Annotated in this window: 13 protein-coding genes; 10 read left to right on the plus strand and 3 right to left on the minus strand. The window is 65.4% G+C overall.

What is annotated here, in order from left to right; translation table 11 throughout:
* Window position 1: 1 nt before the first annotated feature.
* Entirely contained in the window at window positions 2-898 is an 897-nt protein-coding gene (locus tag LK539_RS16920) for a helix-turn-helix domain-containing protein (protein WP_227802223.1), read from the minus strand.
* 180 nt (window positions 899-1,078) lie between these two features.
* Here LK539_RS16920 and LK539_RS16925 point away from each other — a divergent pair, with 180 nt between their 5' ends.
* The 10 genes from LK539_RS16925 to LK539_RS16970 all read left to right on the plus strand — a co-directional run bounded on the left by LK539_RS16925 (window position 1,079) and on the right by LK539_RS16970 (window position 12,626).
* A complete protein-coding gene (locus LK539_RS16925; protein WP_227802224.1) occupies window positions 1,079-2,206 on the plus strand; it encodes a lactonase family protein in 1,128 nt (375 codons plus the stop codon).
* 86 nt (window positions 2,207-2,292) lie between these two features.
* Window positions 2,293-3,873: an aldehyde dehydrogenase (NADP(+)) gene (locus LK539_RS16930; RefSeq protein ID WP_227802225.1), complete on the plus strand. Its 1,581-nt coding sequence runs from the start codon at window positions 2,293-2,295 to the stop codon at window positions 3,871-3,873.
* A 151-nt stretch (window positions 3,874-4,024) separates the two neighbouring features.
* The gene (locus LK539_RS16935) at window positions 4,025-4,996 is read left to right on the plus strand and encodes an ABC transporter substrate-binding protein (RefSeq protein WP_227802226.1); all 972 of its coding nucleotides are present in this window, start codon (window positions 4,025-4,027) and stop codon (window positions 4,994-4,996) included.
* A gap of 22 nt (window positions 4,997-5,018) precedes the next feature.
* On the plus strand, window positions 5,019-6,044 hold the full coding sequence (locus tag LK539_RS16940; RefSeq protein WP_227802227.1) for an amidohydrolase family protein: 1,026 nt from the start codon (window positions 5,019-5,021) through the stop codon (window positions 6,042-6,044).
* 22 nt (window positions 6,045-6,066) lie between these two features.
* Entirely contained in the window at window positions 6,067-6,918 is an 852-nt protein-coding gene (locus LK539_RS16945) for an amidohydrolase (RefSeq protein ID WP_227802228.1), read from the plus strand.
* Window positions 6,919-6,954: 36 nt separating this feature from the next.
* Window positions 6,955-8,262: an MFS transporter gene (locus LK539_RS16950; protein WP_227802229.1), complete on the plus strand. Its 1,308-nt coding sequence runs from the start codon at window positions 6,955-6,957 to the stop codon at window positions 8,260-8,262.
* 24 nt (window positions 8,263-8,286) lie between these two features.
* Complete coding sequence (locus tag LK539_RS16955; RefSeq protein WP_227802230.1) at window positions 8,287-9,273, plus strand: protocatechuate 3,4-dioxygenase; 987 nt, start codon at window positions 8,287-8,289, stop codon at window positions 9,271-9,273.
* 26 nt (window positions 9,274-9,299) lie between these two features.
* Window positions 9,300-10,157 carry an HpcH/HpaI aldolase/citrate lyase family protein gene (locus tag LK539_RS16960; RefSeq protein ID WP_227802231.1) on the plus strand — a complete coding sequence of 286 codons (858 nt, stop codon included), beginning with the start codon at window positions 9,300-9,302 and terminating at the stop codon, window positions 10,155-10,157.
* A 2-nt stretch (window positions 10,158-10,159) separates the two neighbouring features.
* Complete coding sequence (locus tag LK539_RS16965) at window positions 10,160-11,707, plus strand: acetolactate synthase large subunit (RefSeq protein ID WP_227802232.1); 1,548 nt, start codon at window positions 10,160-10,162, stop codon at window positions 11,705-11,707.
* Window positions 11,708-11,729: 22 nt separating this feature from the next.
* Window positions 11,730-12,626, plus strand: a complete 897-nt coding sequence (locus tag LK539_RS16970) for a phosphate ABC transporter substrate-binding protein (protein ID WP_227802233.1) — start codon at window positions 11,730-11,732, stop codon at window positions 12,624-12,626.
* A gap of 140 nt (window positions 12,627-12,766) precedes the next feature.
* On the opposite strand, the gene LK539_RS16975 is transcribed toward LK539_RS16970, so the two are convergent.
* Together LK539_RS16975 and LK539_RS16980 are read right to left on the minus strand one after the other, a co-directional pair.
* Window positions 12,767-14,413 (minus strand): DUF1302 domain-containing protein, encoded by a 1,647-nt coding sequence (locus LK539_RS16975; protein ID WP_227802234.1) that lies wholly within the window; start codon window positions 14,411-14,413, stop codon window positions 12,767-12,769.
* Window positions 14,414-14,680: 267 nt separating this feature from the next.
* A complete protein-coding gene (locus tag LK539_RS16980; protein ID WP_227802235.1) occupies window positions 14,681-16,516 on the minus strand; it encodes a hypothetical protein in 1,836 nt (611 codons plus the stop codon).
* Window positions 16,517-16,802: the final 286 nt, after the last annotated feature.

Below are 16,802 nucleotides of genomic sequence, written 5' to 3' on the forward strand. Positions count from 1 at the left end.
CCTATTGCTGGCGCGAGGTCGCGCGGAACTGGCTCGGCGCCTGGCCGACTTCCTTGCGGAAGAAACGCGTGAAGTAGGCCGCATTCGAGAATCCCAGTCCGAACGCGATCTGTTCCATCGACATGTCGCCGAAGATCAGGTTGCGCTTGGCTTCGGTGATGATGCGCGCATGGATCATCTTGGTGGGGCTCTGGCCCGCCGCCGAGGCGCATGCGGCGCGCAGCTGCACCAGCGACACGGCCAGCATCGACGCATAGTCTTGCAAAGGCAGGTTCTCGCGGTAGTGCTGCTCGATCAGGTCGCGGAAGCGCTCGGTCAGGCGGATATCGTTGCGGGTAGCGATCTCGCCGTCCACTGGATCCAAGTCAACGTTGCGCACCAGGTTCAGGAGCAGGGAAGTCAGGAGCGCCTCGGTACCAGCGATATGCCCGACCGGCTTGTGCTCGACTTCACGCGCCAGCTTCTGGATGACATCGTGAAACTCGCCCGCCGTTTCGTCGAGCGCAATGACGCGCGGGTGGGCCCAGAGCCGGTTGAATTCGCGCAGCTTGGCATTTACCTGCGACAGGTAGGTCACTTCGATGGTGACCACCCAGCGGTCGACGTCCATCTCGTAGTCGAGGCCGTGCACGCTCTCGGTAGGCAGCAGCAGCACGCAGGGGCCGGAAAAGGGCACGGCGGCGCCCTCCAGGTTCATCACGCCGCAACCGCTGCGCACGAAAATTACCTGGCCATAATCGGGATGAGCATGTGGCGCGGTACGCCAGCGGCCACGATCTGTTACGTGGCCCACGTTCACCAGCCAGCTCTCCTCCTCGGGGCGCTCGACGTACAGGCGGACTTTCGGCACTGTCGTCAGGGTCACCGTGGGGTTCGCGAGGCGCTGATCCTTTGTCATCGCACTTCGTGTCATTGTCGTCTCCTCCGTACTGCTGTTCCATTCTAGGCCTGTCGCGCTCCGAGCTCAATCCCCGGCGCGCGCCGGAGAATAAAAATGCCAGCGAATCGCATTTTTGTGCAGAGACCCGCGACAATACATCCACTACGCTAGACCTGAAAATTGATCGGAGATCAGGAGATGACGCGGTTCTTCCAGCGCGTATTGACAATGATGGCGCTGTCGGCGGCGCTGCTCGACACATCGACCGTCGCGCAAGCGGCGCCGCCGGAGCTGATTTATGTGGGTACCCAGGCCGGCGAGATCCGCGCGCTGCGCTTCGACCCGGCAGACGGCCGCATGGCGCCGTTGGGCACGGTGGCGCGGGACGGCGCGCCCACCTGGACCGCCGTCCATCCGCGTCTGCCGGTCCTGTACGCGGTCAACGACAACAAGGCGGGAGAGGGCAGCATCAATGCCTATACGGTCGACCGGGCTACTGGAGGAATCAAGAAGATCGACGAGGCGCCCGCCGGCGGAGCCGGCACCACCTACCTGGCCCTGGACGCCGGCGCGACGACGCTGTTCGCGGCGAATTTCGGCGGCGGCTCCGCCTCCAGCATTGCCGTCGAGCCGGACGGCAGCCTCGGCGCCCTGGTGTCGACGATCAAGGCCACCGGATCGGGACCGCACCGGCGCCAGACGAGTGCGCACGCGCATTCGGTCGCGCTCGACCCTTCGGGCCGCTATGCGCTGGTGCCCGACCTCGGCGCCGACCGGGTCTTCGTGTATGCCTTCGACCGCGCCAGCCGCTCGCTGGCGCCGGATGACACCCGCAGCCTGGCGCTGGCTCCGGGCAGCGGGCCGCGCCAGCTGGTGTTCGGCGCGAATGGCCGCCACGCCTACCTCATGAACGAGCTCACGGCGCAGGTGCAGGTCCTGCGCTGGGATGCGGAGCAGGGGCGGCTGGCCGCGGTGCAAGCCTTGCCGCTCAGCAGCCAGGCCTTCCAGGGCACCAGGAGCGGTTCCGCGATCGCGATCAGCCCTGACGGACGTTTTCTGTATGCCGCCAACCGCGGCGAGCACGAGCTGCAGGTATTCCGTGTGCACCCGGACAACGGCGAGCTGACGCTGGTGCAGCGCATCGCCTCGGGCGGTCAGACTCCCTGGGGCTTCGCCCTTCACCCTTCCGGCAAGTGGCTGGCGGTGGCACACCAGCGCAGCAATACGGTCAACCTTTTCAGTATCGATCCGGCGTCCGGCCAGCTTGCGAATACCGGCCAGGCGGTGGAAGCGCCCACCCCGGTCAGCGTCAGCTTCCTGAAGTAGCTCACGTCTTCGTCCACGCGGCCAGGTGGTCATTGCGACCCGCCTGCGGCCGCGCACGTCCCCACTCTTTCAATCCAGGAGTTCACATGTCCGTTTTCGGTCACCTGCTCATCGGCGCCCGCGCCATCCCTGGCGCCAACGGCGCAGTCCGCGCCACCAATCCTGCCACCGGCGAAACGCTCGAACCGGCGTTCGGCGGCGCCACCCTGGAAGACCTCGACCAGGCCTGCGCCCTGGCCGACCAGGCCTTTGACAGCTTTCGCGAGACTACGCCCGAGGCACGTGCGGCTTTCCTCGAACGGATCGCCGGCCACCTGCTGGCGCTGGGCGACGTTCTGGTAGAGCGCTGCATGCTGGAGACCGGGCTGCCGCGCGCGCGGATCGAGGGCGAACGCGGACGCACCGTGAACCAGCTGCGCCTGTTCGCGGCCATGGTGCGCGATGGCGATTACCTGGACGCGCGGATCGATCCAGCCCAGCCGGACCGCACGCCGCTGCCGCGTCCGGACCTGCGCCTGCGCCACATTCCGCTCGGCCCGGTCGCGGTGTTCGGCGCCAGCAACTTTCCGCTGGCGTTCTCGGTAGCCGGCGGCGACACTGCCTCGGCGCTGGCGGCCGGTTGTCCCGTCGTGGCGAAAGCCCACTCGGCGCATCCGGGCACGTCGAGCCTGGCCGGCCTGGCGATCCAGCGCGCGGTACACGACTGCGGCATGCCGGAAGGGACCTTTTCGCTGCTGTTCGATAGTGGCCGCCAAGTGGGGCAGGGGCTGGTGGCGGATCACCGCATCAAGGCGGTCGGGTTCACCGGCTCGCGTGCAGGCGGCGCTGCGCTCATCGCCCTTGCCGCCGCCCGGCGCGAGCCGATTCCCGTCTATGCCGAAATGAGCAGCATTAATCCGGTCCTACTGTTCCCGCGGGCACTGGCGGTCCGTGCGGAGAGCATCGGCCAGGCCTTCGCCGCTTCGCTGACCCTGGGCGCCGGCCAATTCTGCACCAATCCCGGCCTCGTGCTGGCGGTGGAGGGCCCAGACCTGGACCGCTTCATCGCCGCCGCCGGGACCGCGCTCGCCGCCATCCCGGCCTCGACCATGCTCACGCCCGGCATCCACGGCGGCTATGCCTGCTCGGTAGCGGCAATGGAAGGGCATGCCGCCGTCAAGCTCGAGGCGCGCGGCCAGGAAGGCGCCAGGTACCAGGGCCAGGCGGCGCTGTTTTCGACCACGGCGCAGGACTTCCTGCGGCATCCGGCGCTGCGCGAGGAAATGTTCGGCGCCGCCTCGCTGGTCGTGCGTTGTGACGACCTCGCGACGGTGCGCGATGTCGTCGCCAGCCTGGAGGGGCAGCTCACCGCGGCGCTGCACATCGACGAGGCCGATCACGTCGACGCGGCCGCGTTCCTGCCGCTGCTGGAGCGGCGCGTCGGTCGCATCCTCGTCAACGGCTTCGGCACCGGCGTGGAGGTCTGCCATGCGATGGTCCATGGCGGGCCCTTTCCCTCGACCGCCGATGGCCGTTCGACTTCGGTGGGGAGTCTGGCCATCGCGCGCTTCCTGCGTCCGGTGTGCTACCAGGACCTTCCGGAAGCCCTGTTGCCGGAGGCGCTCAGGAGTGGCAATCCGCTCGGGCTAAACCGGCGCGTCGACGGCAGGCTCCAACTGGCGCGCTGAGCTCGGGGGCGACACGAAAAATGCCAGCGAAACTGATTTTTGTGTAGAGACCAATACCCGCCCATCCCATATTCTGCTTGCCAAGGACAAGCAGGATGGCGCGCCCGATCCGATTCGGCGCGCCATGAGAAGCACACACAAGGAGAACCAATTGGTCAACAAAGTCAAGCTCAAGATCGCTATCGCCGAGCACCCGCACACCTCCGCCATTCGCAACGGCTCGATCCCGATCGAGGGCGTGGAACCGGAATTCGTCACTGTCAAGCCGCAGATCGGCGCCTTCCGCCGCATGGTGCGCGACGTCGAGTTCGACGTCTGCGAGATCGCGCCGACCACCTACATCATCGCCCGTGCTTACGGTGCCCCGTTCGTGGCGCTGCCGATTTTCGTAGTGCGCCGCTTCCACCACGGCGGCCTGCTGGTCAATCCGTCCGCCGGCATCAAGACTCCCAAGGACCTCGAAGGCAAGAAGGTCGGCGTGCGCGCTTATTCGGTGACCACGGGCGTGTGGAATCGCCAGGTGCTGATCGACGAGTTCGGCCTCGATGCCTCGAAAGTCACCTGGGTGGTCGACGACGAGGAGCATGTCACCCAGCTCCGGCTGCCGGAGAACGTCATCCATGCGCCGGAAGGCAGCTCGCTGGCCGACATGATGGCCAAGGGGGAGCTTGCAGCGGGCATGGAGGCGGCCGCCGGCATCGGCCGCACCGGCAACCCGACCGGCGGCTGGCAGGAAGTCGACGCCGATTATCCGGACCTGCTGCCGAACGCTGCGGAACTGGAAAAAGAGTACTACGGCCGCACCGGGGTGTACCCGATGCACGGCACCATCGTGGTCAAGGATGCCATCCTGGCGGAGCATCCCTGGATCGCGAAATCGCTCTACGACGCGTTCGATCGCGCCAAGAAGGAGTGGCTGGCGCGCCTGGACGCCGGCGAAGCCACCAGCGCCACCGACAAGAAGTACCTGGAACTGCGCAAGATCGTCGGTCACGACCCGCTGCCGTACGGCCTGCAGGAAAACCTGAAAACCATCGAAACGCTGGAAGCGACCGCCTTCAAGCAGGGCCTGACGCCGCGCCGCATGGCGATCGACGAGCTGTTCGTCGATCCGCAGGCATAACAACAATAACGGAGACACAAGCATGATCATCGATTGCCACGGCCACTTCACCACCGTTCCAGCATCCTTCCGTAACTGGCGCGCCAAGCAGGTCGAGTTCGCCAACGACCCTGTGAACGCCCCCAGGCGCGAAGCTGCTTTCGTGTCCGACGACGAGATCCGCGAAGCGATCGGCAACGGCCAGCTCAAGCTGCAGCGCGAGCGCGGCAGCGACCTGACCCTGTTCTCGCCGATCGCCGGCCTGATGAGCCATCACCTCGGCAACGAGCGCACCAGTCTGGAATGGGCGGAAATCTCGAATGACCTGGTGCACCGTGTGACCCAGCTCTACCCGGAGAATTTCGCGCCCGTCTGCCAACTGCCGCAGTCGCCCGGCGCCGCGCCGGCCAACAGCATCCCGGAATTGCGTCGCTGCGTCGAGGAACTCGGCTTCGTCGGCTGCAACCTGAACCCGGACCCGAGCGGCGGCTACTGGACCGGCAAGCCGCTGACCGACCGCGAATGGTATCCGCTGTATGAGGCGATGGTCGAGCTGGACGTGCCGGCCATGATCCACGTGGCCGCCTCCTGCAACCCCTGCCATCACGGTACCGGCGCCCACTATCTGAACGCCGACACCTCGGTCTTCATGCAACTGCTGCAGTCGGACCTGTTCAAGGATTTCCCGACCCTGCGCTTTGTGATCCCGCACGGTGGCGGCGCCGTGCCTTACCACTGGGGCCGCTATCGCGGCATGTCGCTCGAGATGATGCAGCGTCCGCTCGAGGGCCTGCTGGACAATGTGTTCTTCGACACCTGCGTCTACCACCACCCGGGCGTCGAACTGCTGACCAAGGTGGTCCCGACCGACAACGTGCTGTTCGGCTCGGAGATGATCGGCGCCGTGCGCGGCCGCGACCCGAACACCGGCGAGTACTTCGACGATACCAAGAAGTACCTGGATGCCTGTTCGGCACTGAGTGGCGAAGACCGCTACAAGATCTATGAAGGCAACGCCCGCCGCGTGTACCCGCGCCTGGATGCGCGCCTGAAGGCCCGCGGTAAATAAGCGAGCGACACAAGGAGACAACATGAATCAGCAGATTATCGACATCCATCCCCACATCATCTCGGACGATGAGCGCCGTTATCCGCCGGCGCCGCTGTTCGGCAAGCGCTCGGAATGGTCGCAGGAGCGTCCGACCACGGTCGAGACCCTGATCGCCGCCATGAACGATGCCGGCGTCGCGAAGGCGGCCGTGGTGCATTCCTCGACCACCTACGGCTTCGACAACAGCTATGTGGTCGAGGGCTGTGCGCAGTACCCGGACCGCCTGGCGGCGGTCGGCTCGGTCGACGTACTGCAGCCGAATGCGCCGGAAATCATCCGCGGCTGGCACGACCGCGGGCTGGCCGGCCTGCGCCTCTTCACCGGCGGCAGTACCAAGGAGTTCGATCCGAGCGAACTGGATGACCCGCGTTCCTTCGCCGCCTGGGACCTCTGCGCCGAGCTGAAGCTCCCGATGTGCATCCAGACCGGCCCGATCGGCCTGCCGCAGGTGACGGCAATGGCCAAGCGCTTCCCGGGCGTGGACATCATCCTCGACCACCTGGGCCGTCCCGAGGTGGCCGACGGCGCGCCCTACGCCAAGGCGCAGAGCATGTTCGAGCTGGCGGCGCTGCCGAACATCTACCTCAAGCTCACGCCGCGCATCTTCGGCGACGTGCGCAAGGGGAGCGCCAGCCCGGAGACCTTCTTTCCGAGGGTAGTCGAGGCCTTCGGCGCCCATCGCCTGGCCTGGGGCTCGAATTTCCCGACCTCGCCAGGTAGCCTTGCGGAGATCCTGGCCACCGCCCAGGAAAGCCTCGCCTGCCTCTCTGAGGAAGACCGCGCCTGGATCTTCAGCAGGACCGCACAGAAGCTATACCCGGCACTGGCCTGAAGCACAGACAGTCGACCATAAGAAAAGAGGGGACAGATGGAGACAAGCAAGGATACCGGCCCGCGGGTCGGGAACCCCTGGGGCATCCTGGCGCTGCTGGCGTTGGGGCTGCTGATATCGTTCGTCGACCGCACCAGCCTGTCGTCGGCGCTGGCCGACAAGAGCTTTGTCGAGCATTTCGCCCTCACCAGCGTGGAGCGCGGTTGGCTGAACTCGGCCTTCTTCTGGTCCTACGGGCTGTGCCAGCTCGCCATGGGCTGGATCGTCGACCGCTACGGCGTGAAGTGGCCGTACACGGTGTGCTTCACCATCTGGTGCCTGGCCACGGCCCTCACCGGCGCGGTCACGACGCTGGGCGCACTGATCCTGATGCGGCTGCTGGTCGGAGCCGCCGAGGCGGTAGTCATCCCGGCCAGCTACCGCTGGATGGGCAACAACTTCATGGAGAGCCAGAAAGGGCTGGCGGTCGGCATTTTCACCACCGGCGGCAAGATTGGCCCGGCCATCGGCGCGCCGATCGCGGCCTGGATCATCGTGCACCACTCGTGGCAGATGATGTTCGTTGCCACCGGCCTGGTGGGCCTGGTCTGGCTCGCACCATGGCTGCTGGCGGTGCGCAACGACTATCCGTCGAAGGCCGAGCAGGCCGTTCGCAGGGACGGCAAGCCTTCGATCACGATCGGCCGCCTGTTGGCCAGCCCGGTGGTATGGGGCGGCATGATCAATAACTTCTGCTATGGCTACTTCACCTTCTACTGCATGAGCTGGATGCCGGCCTACCTGGTCGAGCAGCGCGGCCTGTCGCTCAAGGAATCAGGCCTGTACACCTTCTTCAGCTTCATCGGCATCGCCATCGTGGCGACCATCGCCGGCTGGGCCGCCGACTGCCTGATCGCCGGCGGCCGCGACGCGGTCCTGGTGCGCAAGAGCTTCGTGATTGCCGGCTTCATTGGCGGCACCACGGTGCTGCTCGGCGCCTATGCCCCGAGCCTGGAGATGGCGCTGTTCTGGAACGTGCTCTCGCTGTCCCTGCTGGGCCTGACCACGGCCAACAACACGACGCTGTGCAAGCTGACTCTGATCCCGAAGCAGGCCATTGGCCTGAATACCGGTCTTCAGCAGGTCGCCACGAGCCTGGCGGGCGGCATCTCGGCCAGCTTCTCGGGCTGGCTGCTGCATGTGAGCGGCAGCTACCACGCCCCGATGCTGGCGATCTTCGTTTTCCTCCTGATCGGCGCGGGCAGCTCGGTCGTCCTGTTGCAGCGAAAGTGGGCGCCGAAGGTGGCTGATGCGACGCCTGAAGCAGCCGCAGCCGGACCGGTGGCGGGCGCAGCAAAACCATAACACTTAGAAAATCGAGGTATATAGATGGCAAAGATCGTATTCGGGATGGCGGTGCCCCACAGCGGCATGCTCGGCCAGAAGCCCGAAGACTGGCTGATCAACGGGGAACGCGACCGCAATAACCCGGAACTATGGTTCCGCAACCGCACCTGGACCTATCCGGAGCTGGAAGCGCACCGCGGCGCCGCATTCGAGCAGTACCTGACACTGGAAGAGCGGACCGTGCGCGCGGGGCGCTGCCGCGCCGCGCTGGACGAGATGGCGCGGGTTTATCGCGAGGCGAAGATCGACGTCGCGATCATCCTGGGCAAGGACCAGAAGGAGATCTTCACCGACTTCTCGCCCTCGATCGCGATCTACAGCGGCGAAGAGGTGCACAACGGCCCGCCGCAGCGCTCGGTCTACGCGCCCGACCGCCACGTGACCCACCCGTGCCATCCGGAGCTGGCGAAGTACCTGATCGACGCGTTCCAGCGCGAGAACTTCGACCTGACCGACTTGTTCCAGTGGCCGGACAACGTCTGGATGAAGCCCTTGCCCGAGTATCCGGTTGCGCCGCACGCCTACAGCTTCGTCTATCACCAGATCATGGGCGACGAGGTGCCGCCGCACGTGCCGGTCATCATGAACTGCTTCTACCCGCCGACCCAGCCGTCGATGGCGCGCTGCATCGAGTTCGGGCGGGTTCTGCGCGACGCGATCGAAGCCTGGCCGGCCGACGTCCGGGTCGGCATCTTCGCCTCCGGCGGCCTGTCGCACTTCGTCAACGATGAAGAATTTGACCACCGCATCATGAAGATGCTGGGCGAGTACGACTACGACGGCCTGGCGGCGGTGGAAGACGGCTACTACCAGTCCGGCACCTCGGAGATCAAGCTCTACGTCAGCGTGATGAAGGCGCTCGAAGGCACGGGCGCCCGGATGACGGTGGTCGACTACGTGCCGTGCTGGCGCACCGCCGCCGGCACCGGCGAAGGCATGGGCTTCATGTACTGGAAGCCGGAAGAATAAACCCTGAATAAGACACGAGGAAGAAAATGAGCAATACCCGTCTGAATGGCATCATCCGCGCCTGGGAACAGGGCAAGCCGGCCTTTGGCGCCTTCTCCAAGATCGACAAGCAGAGCGCCATCGACATGAGCGACGCTCCCTACGACGGCATCGTCTTCGAGATGGAGCACAATCCCTACGACGTGTCGGCCCTGGGCGACGCCATGCAGTATCTGCTGAACCGCAAGCAGATCCTGGCCGCCGGCTCGCTGGCGCCGACGGTGACGCCGCTGGCGCGCATTCCCGCCAACGGCGTCGAGATGAACCAGTCCTTCGCCAAGCAGGTCCTGGACCGCGGCGTCTATGGCGTGATCACGCCGCACGTGGCGACTGTGGAGCAGGCCTGGAACGCCGTGGCCTCGTGCCGCTACGCCCGTCCCAAGAACGCGCCGCTGTACGAACCGAAGGGCGTGCGCGGCGACGGTCCGATGAACGCGGCCCGCTACTGGGGCCTGACCCAGTCGGAATACTATGCCAAGGCTGACGTCTGGCCGCTGGCGCCTCAGGGCGAGATCCTGGTCGGCCTGATGATCGAGAGCACGCAGGCGATCGAGAACCTGGACGACATGCTGAAAAACGTGCCGGGTATCGGCTTCGTGCTGATCGGCGAGGGCGACCTGAGCCAGGAACTGGGCCTGGCTCGCAAGTACGAGCACCCCGAGGTGCTGGCCGCCATGGGCCAGATCGTGGCCACCTGCCACAAGCACAAGATGCGGGTCGGTAATCCGCACGTCACCGCCGCCAACTACGAACGCCTGCTGAACGAGGGTTACAGCTTCCTGATGTCGGCGCCGCAGCGGACATATGGCGTCATCGGCAAGGCCCGCGAGATGGCGGGGTACTGAGCATGAACGGCGCCGAAACCCTGGTTCATACCCTGGTCGAGCAGGGCGTGGACCTCTGCTTCGCCAACCCCGGCACCTCGGAGATGCACTTCCTACGCGCCCTGGAAAACCCGCGCATGCGCAGCGTGCTGTGTCTGTTCGAGGGAATCTGCACCGGCGCGGCCGACGGCTATTACCGCATGAAGGACCGGCCGGCATCGACCCTGCTGCACCTGGGGCCGGGGCTGGCCAATGGCCTGGCCAACATCCACAACGCCAAGCGCGCCTCGTCCGGCATGCTCAACATCGTGGGCGAGCATTCCGCGGCGCACCTGAAGTACGATCCGCCCCTGATGTCGGACATCGAGGGCCTGGCGCGCCCCCTGAGCCACTGGATTCGCCGGGTCGAATCGCCGGCGGCGATGGCCTGGGACGCGGCGAGCGCCGTGGCCAAGGCCAGCGAAGTGCCGGGACAGATCGCGACCTTGATCTTGCCGGGCGATACCGCCTGGCAGGAAGCCGGCGCACCCGTCGTGCCGCGCCAGGTGGTGGCGACCCCGAAAGCGCCCGCCGCGGCGCGCGTCGAACACGTGGCGCGCATCCTGAAGTCGGGCGAGCCGGCACTGATCATCCTGGCGGGACGGGCGACGCGTGGCCGCGCCCTGGAACTGGCCGGTAAGATCAAGGCCGCCACCGGCTGCCGCCTCGGCACCCAGTTCTTCACTTCGCGCATCGAACGCGGGGCGGGGCGGGTGCCGCTCGAGCGCATCCCCTATGCGGTGGGACAGGCGACTGAGTTCCTCGCCAATTTCAAGCACATCATCACGGTCGAAACCACGGAGCCGATCGCCTTTTTCAGCTATCCCGGCAAACCGAGCCTGTTAAAGGCGGAGGGCACCAGCGTCCATACGCTGATCGAAAGCGGCGAGGACAGCATCGAAGGTCTGGACATGCTGGTCGAGGCGCTCGGCGCGGCCGCGACGCCGGCCGTGCTGCAGATGCCGGGCGACACGACGCCGCCGACCGGGGCGCTCAACCCCGGCAGCATCGCTCGCGCGCTGGCGGCCGCACTGCCGGAAGATTGCATCCTGGTCGACGAATCGCTCACCACCGGACGCGAGACCATGGGCCTGACGGTCGGCGCCACGCGCCACGACCTGATCAACAACATGGGCGGCTCGATCGGCTACGGCACCCCGGTGGCGGTTGGCGCCGCGCTGGCCTGCCCGGACCGCCGGGTGTTCTGCATGGTCGGCGACGGCAGCGCGATGTACACCATCCAGTCCCTGTGGACGATGGCGCGCGAAGGCCTGAACGTCACCACCATCATCTTCGCCAACAACAGCTACGCGATTCTCAAGGCCGAGTACGCGAACATGGGCGCCGGCGCACCGGGCCAGCAGGCCCTGAACATGATCGACATCGACCGCCCCAGCATCGACTGGCGAGCGATGGCGACCAGCATGGGCGTGCCCTCGGTGTCGGTCGATACCGCGGAGGGCTTCCACAAGGCGATGGCCGATTCCGTGCATGCGCAGGGGCCGCTCCTGATCGAAGTCCGGCTGTATTAACAAGACGAGAGGAATCCACTGCATGATAACGATTGAAAACGGGGTGCCGGTCCTGCGCACCAACCTGTCCGAATACAAGCAGACCAAGGCGATCCTCGACGGCCGTGTGACGTCGAGCAAGGTCAAGCTCGACCTGTGCGGCCCGACGCCGGCCCACAACGGCTTCAAGGCGATGGTGCGCGAAAACGCATTCGACGCCGGCGAGCTGGCAATCGTCACCTTCCTGCAGGCGAAAGCCTACGGCAAGCCCTGGGTGCTGCTGCCGGCGCCGATCTCGGGCCGCTTCCAGCATCACTGCGCCGGCTTCAACAGCGACTTCGGTCACCTGGACCCCAAGGATATCGAGGGCAAGCGGGTCGGCGTGCGCACCTACACCCAGACCACCGCGCTGTGGATCCGCGGCATCCTGCGCCATGAATACGGCGTCGACCTCGACAAAGTCACCTGGATGACGCTGAACGACGGCCACCTGGCGGAATACAGCGATCCGGCCAACTGCGAGCGCCTGCCGAAGGGCTCGTCGATCCCGGACTTGATGGTGCGTGGCGAGCTGGCCGCGGCCCTGCTGGGCGAGGACATGCCCAAGGACGAACGCGTGCGCACCCTGGTGCCGGACGCCCAGGCGGCGGCCAAGGACTGGTTTGCGCGCGAGGGCGTGGTGCCGGTCAACCACTTCTTTGTGGTGCAGCAGGACGTGTCGAAACAGCATCCGGAAGCCGTGCGCGAGATCTACCGCATGATCAAGGAGAGCCGTGAGCTGACCGAAGGCGGCCTGCCGGCGATCTTCCCGCCGATGGGACTGGAGGCGAACCGCAAGGGCATCCAGCTGGCGATCGACTGGGCGCTCGACCAGAAGATACTGCCGCGCCGCCTGTCGGTAGACGAGCTGTTCGACGATGTGACCGGCAGCCTGGGTTAAGAAAGCGTTGTGCATGTTTGGCAGGCGCGATGCGCCTGCCTTTTTTTTGCCCTTGGATGTAGTCGGGACGCCGTGGAACGCAATGAAGCAAAAGAAAATGGCCGCGCATGCGCGGCCATTCAATCGTTTGTGACGCAGGATCAGAAGCTCGTCTGCAGGCTGAAACGCAGGTAGTCCCGGTCCAGCAGCGCCTGGGTATCTGGCTTGCCGACGTAATGGATCGCCGAGACGTTGCCGATCCACTTGTTGAGGTAGGTGCCAGTTAGGCCCAGGATCACTTCGCCGCCCTTGTCCGGGCTGCCGCCGAAGGGGAAGGAATTGTCGACCATCGACTTGCCCTTGAAGGCCCAGCCGACGTTGACCGGCACGCTCAGGTCCAGGCCCGACAACGCCTGGTAGAAGGTCGGCGTCCAGATCACGCGCATGCCGTAGCTGGTCTTGTTGCGGTCCGTATTGACCTTGGGGGTGCCGACAGGAAAGCGGCCGCCGATCCTGGTGCGCACATCGTCGATGTCCATCACGTGGTTGGCCGCCAGTTCGCCCACCAGGCTGGAGCCGCTCCAGAGCGAGGTCGCGCCCATGATCGCGGTCCAGGACAAGTTCAGGTGCGCGGTACGGCCGGTGACGTAGGTGGGGTCGGCGCCGGTGATGACGGCTTCCTTGACTGCGAGTTGCTGGTCGTTGCGCACCGACACTTCGAGGCCGACGTTGGTGATGCCGACCAGGCGCGAAATGCTGGCGCCGATCGCGGTGACTGGCTTGGCGGGCACGACCAGCCTGTAAGTGCCGGCTGCGGTATTGGTTTCGATGTACTGCGAGCTGTCGACGTAGCGCACCGCATAGAAACCGATGTCGGAATCGAGCACCGCGCTGCGGGTGTTCAGCGCCAGGCCCGCGCTATTGGTGCCGGGGGCTTCGCTCACGCCGGTGAAGTTCAGGTAGCAGTTGGCGAAGCGCTGCGCCGGCGCGACGGCGGTGCTGCCGCACTGGCGGCCATTCAAGGCGGGATCGCCGATGAAGAAGCGCTCGGCGCCGTCGCCCAGCATGTCGGTGCTGCTCAGGTAGCTGCCCGAGGGGTGCAGTCGGGTGCGGCGGTACTTCGTCTGGACGAAGGCTTCGACACTGGTGTCGTCGGTGAACTGCAGCGTGCCGGAAATGCGCGGAACGGGGAGGGTGGTTTCCTTGGCCTGCGTGCCCGGAATGCTGAGCTTGTACACGTCGATGGGGGACATGCCCTTGGCGATGCCGTTCATTCCGAAGAAGAGGCTGGTGCCCCAGATCAGCGAATGCTGGCCGACGCGATATGACAGGGTGGTGCCGCCGATCTGGTTGCTGCCGAAGACGAACAGGTCGAGCAATTCGCCGTCGCGTCCCGCGACCTCGCGCGTGCCCGGCGTGAATTCGTTGTAGGCGACGGTGCGCCGGTTCGCAGTGCCCGGCGAGTTGTGGTCGTTGCTGCGGTTGTAGACACCGTCATACCACGCGGCGGCGCTCGCGCGCAGGCCGAAGCCGTCCTTCTGCACGTCGAACTCGGACAGGATGTCGAATCGGTTCGACACAATGCCCTTCTGCAGGCTGCGGTTGCCATCGTCGAGATTCGGTCCCAGCAGATCGGGGCGCATCGACTCGACGCGGTAGCCGAGGCTGTAACGAAGCGTGTTATCCCAGCGGACCGTCCAGTCGCCGCCCGGGTTCAGGTCACCCGCACAGGCCATCGGGCTGGCAAAAGCAGCCGCAATCAACATGCCAAGCCGCGCGCGCCGCACCCGCTCGAAATTGTAGTTCATATCTCCATCCTTTTTTGGTTTGTTATGGTGTTCCATGTCGTGCCGCACACCGAACATCGTGTCCTAGCGCAATCGATCTTATTGGAGGAAAGTCGCCATGCCTTTACACAGAAACGAGATTCGCTGGCATTTTTGTGCGGAGCTGGAGGGCGGGCGCGAGCAGCGGCCGCGGCCGGCGCCGGTGGTCGCGCCGCGCCTGGAAGAGGAAGGGGATGGGAGGGGAAAAGACGCGGTGGGCAGGATGCCGCCACCGCGTGTGACGCGCGCTTAAGGCAGGTACAGCGGCATGGAATCTTCCCAGCGGCTGTCGGTGAGGAGGCGCTTGTTGGAGCCGTCGGCGTTCATGATGTAGATCTGGCCGTACTGCTGGAAGGTCTGCTCGTACAGGGCGGCCTCGTCCCGGAAGCCGTGCTGCGATCCGCTCCACATGATGCGACCGTCGGCACTCCAGACCGCATGGCCGTCGCTCGATGGATGGTCGGTGCAACGGAACAGATTGCTGCCGTCGGGATGGATCGTGTAGACGTCGAAGTTGCCGTCCTCGCGCTTGCGGGTGAAGACAATGCGCTTGCCGTCGGGTGACCAGCCAGGCAGGTTGTCGTAGCCTTCGGTCAGCACACGCGTCTGGCGGGTCTCCAGGTTGAGGATGCGCAGGCCTTTTTCCTTGGCGCTCCAGACCCGGAACACGACTTCTTTGCCGTCCGCAGAATAACTCGGGAAGCCGGAGTGGATGCTGCCGTCGGTGAGCTGCTCGGCGCCGCTGCCGTCGCGCCGTACGCGCCACAGTGCGGCGGTCGCGGTGTTGCGCTCGCCGAACCAGTAGCCAAGGCCGAAGACGATCCATTCGCCGTCGGGCGACCAGCACGGCTGGAAGGCGCCGGCCAGGCCCATGCGCACCTTGGCCAGGTCGAGGCCGCGGCCTTCCGAATCGAAGACCTTGCGCCGCTCGGAGCCATCCGGACGCATGATGAACACGGAGCTGTTCCCCAGCTGCTTCTCGGTGTAGACGATCCAGCCGTCGCGCGACATCAGGGGGAAGACGTCGACGTGGCGGTACTCGAATTTCTTGTCCCAGCTGAACAGCGGTTTGAACAAAGGGCGCACGGGTTTAAACGCCACCTTCTCGTAAATGACCTTCCCGCCGGCGACGAAGCTTGGCGAGCGGATGAAGGCCTGCTTGAGGGGAGCGCGCCCCGAGGTGTAATGCAGGCCTTCGTTGGGACCATACTTGACCAGGTAGCCGATCTCGCTGTCGCTGATGTATTGCGGCTGCAGCTTGAGATCGGTGCCGGTGGTGTGCTCTTCGCGCTTGCCGCTGGCGACATCCACCGACACGATCTGCGAGTAGGCCTTGTTGATGTAGTTGGGGCGGCGCGCGCCCCAGGTGGCTTCCACGGTCATCTCGTAGAACACCACGCGCTTGCCATCCGGCGACCATGAAGGGGAGCCCAGGCAATGACCGGCTTTCGAGGCCAGCTTGCGCAGGCCGCTGCCGTCGGGGCGAATGATGTAGACGCTCAGCTCCTGGGTGTGTTCCCAGCCATGGCCCTCGTCGTGGCCGGTCCACTGCGTGTTGCGGTCGCTGGAGAAAGCGATCCATTTGCCGTCCGGGGACCAGGCCGGGCGGAAGTAACCGTCGGGCATGCCTTCCTTGCCCTTGATCGCACCCACGCCGGTCAGTTGGCGGGTGCGTCCGGTCTTCATGTCGCGCAGCCAGATATTGGCGCGGTAACCGTTGGCGGTGGAGACGTAGGCCAGGGTCTTGCCGTCGGGGGAGAGAACCGCCGCGTCCTCCATGGCATCGTTTGCCAGAACGGGTTCGATGCCGCTGCCGTCGGCGCGTGCGCGGTAGATGTCCGACTGGCCGTCACCGCGGCGTTCGGACGTGAAGAACAGCCACTTGCCGTCCGCCGACAGGCTGGCGTTGTATTCGAAGGCGGTGTCGGCAAGCAGCTTGCGCTCGTCCGAGCCGTCCAGGTTCGCGATGTACAGCTCCGACACGGATGGGGCGATGCGGTTCATCAGCATCGTCCCCTTTTTGCTTGCCGCTGCGGTAGCGCCGCCCTGGGCGCGCGCCAGGCCAGCCAGTGGCATCTGCGCCATGACACCGGCTGAGCCTAACAGACGGAGGGCTTTTCGTCGGTCCATTTGATCTCCTGATAATCATTATGAAGTGCTGCGGAGGCCTGCATAGGACCTCAGAGAACAGTATGGCGATTGGGCAATGGTGTGTCCTTAGACAAAAGTGAACTTCGCTGGCACTTTTGTCGCTGTACATTGGCCTGGAAGCGGATCCGGACGGAACGCGACTGTCGGCTGCTACGCCGTCCAGGATCAGGCTGGTGCAGCGTAACAAGGGCCCGGTATATGTGGAGCTGAATCCCGATAT

The organism is Massilia sp. IC2-476 (assembly GCF_020707295.1).
Taxonomy (GTDB): Bacteria; Pseudomonadota; Gammaproteobacteria; order Burkholderiales; family Burkholderiaceae_D; genus Telluria.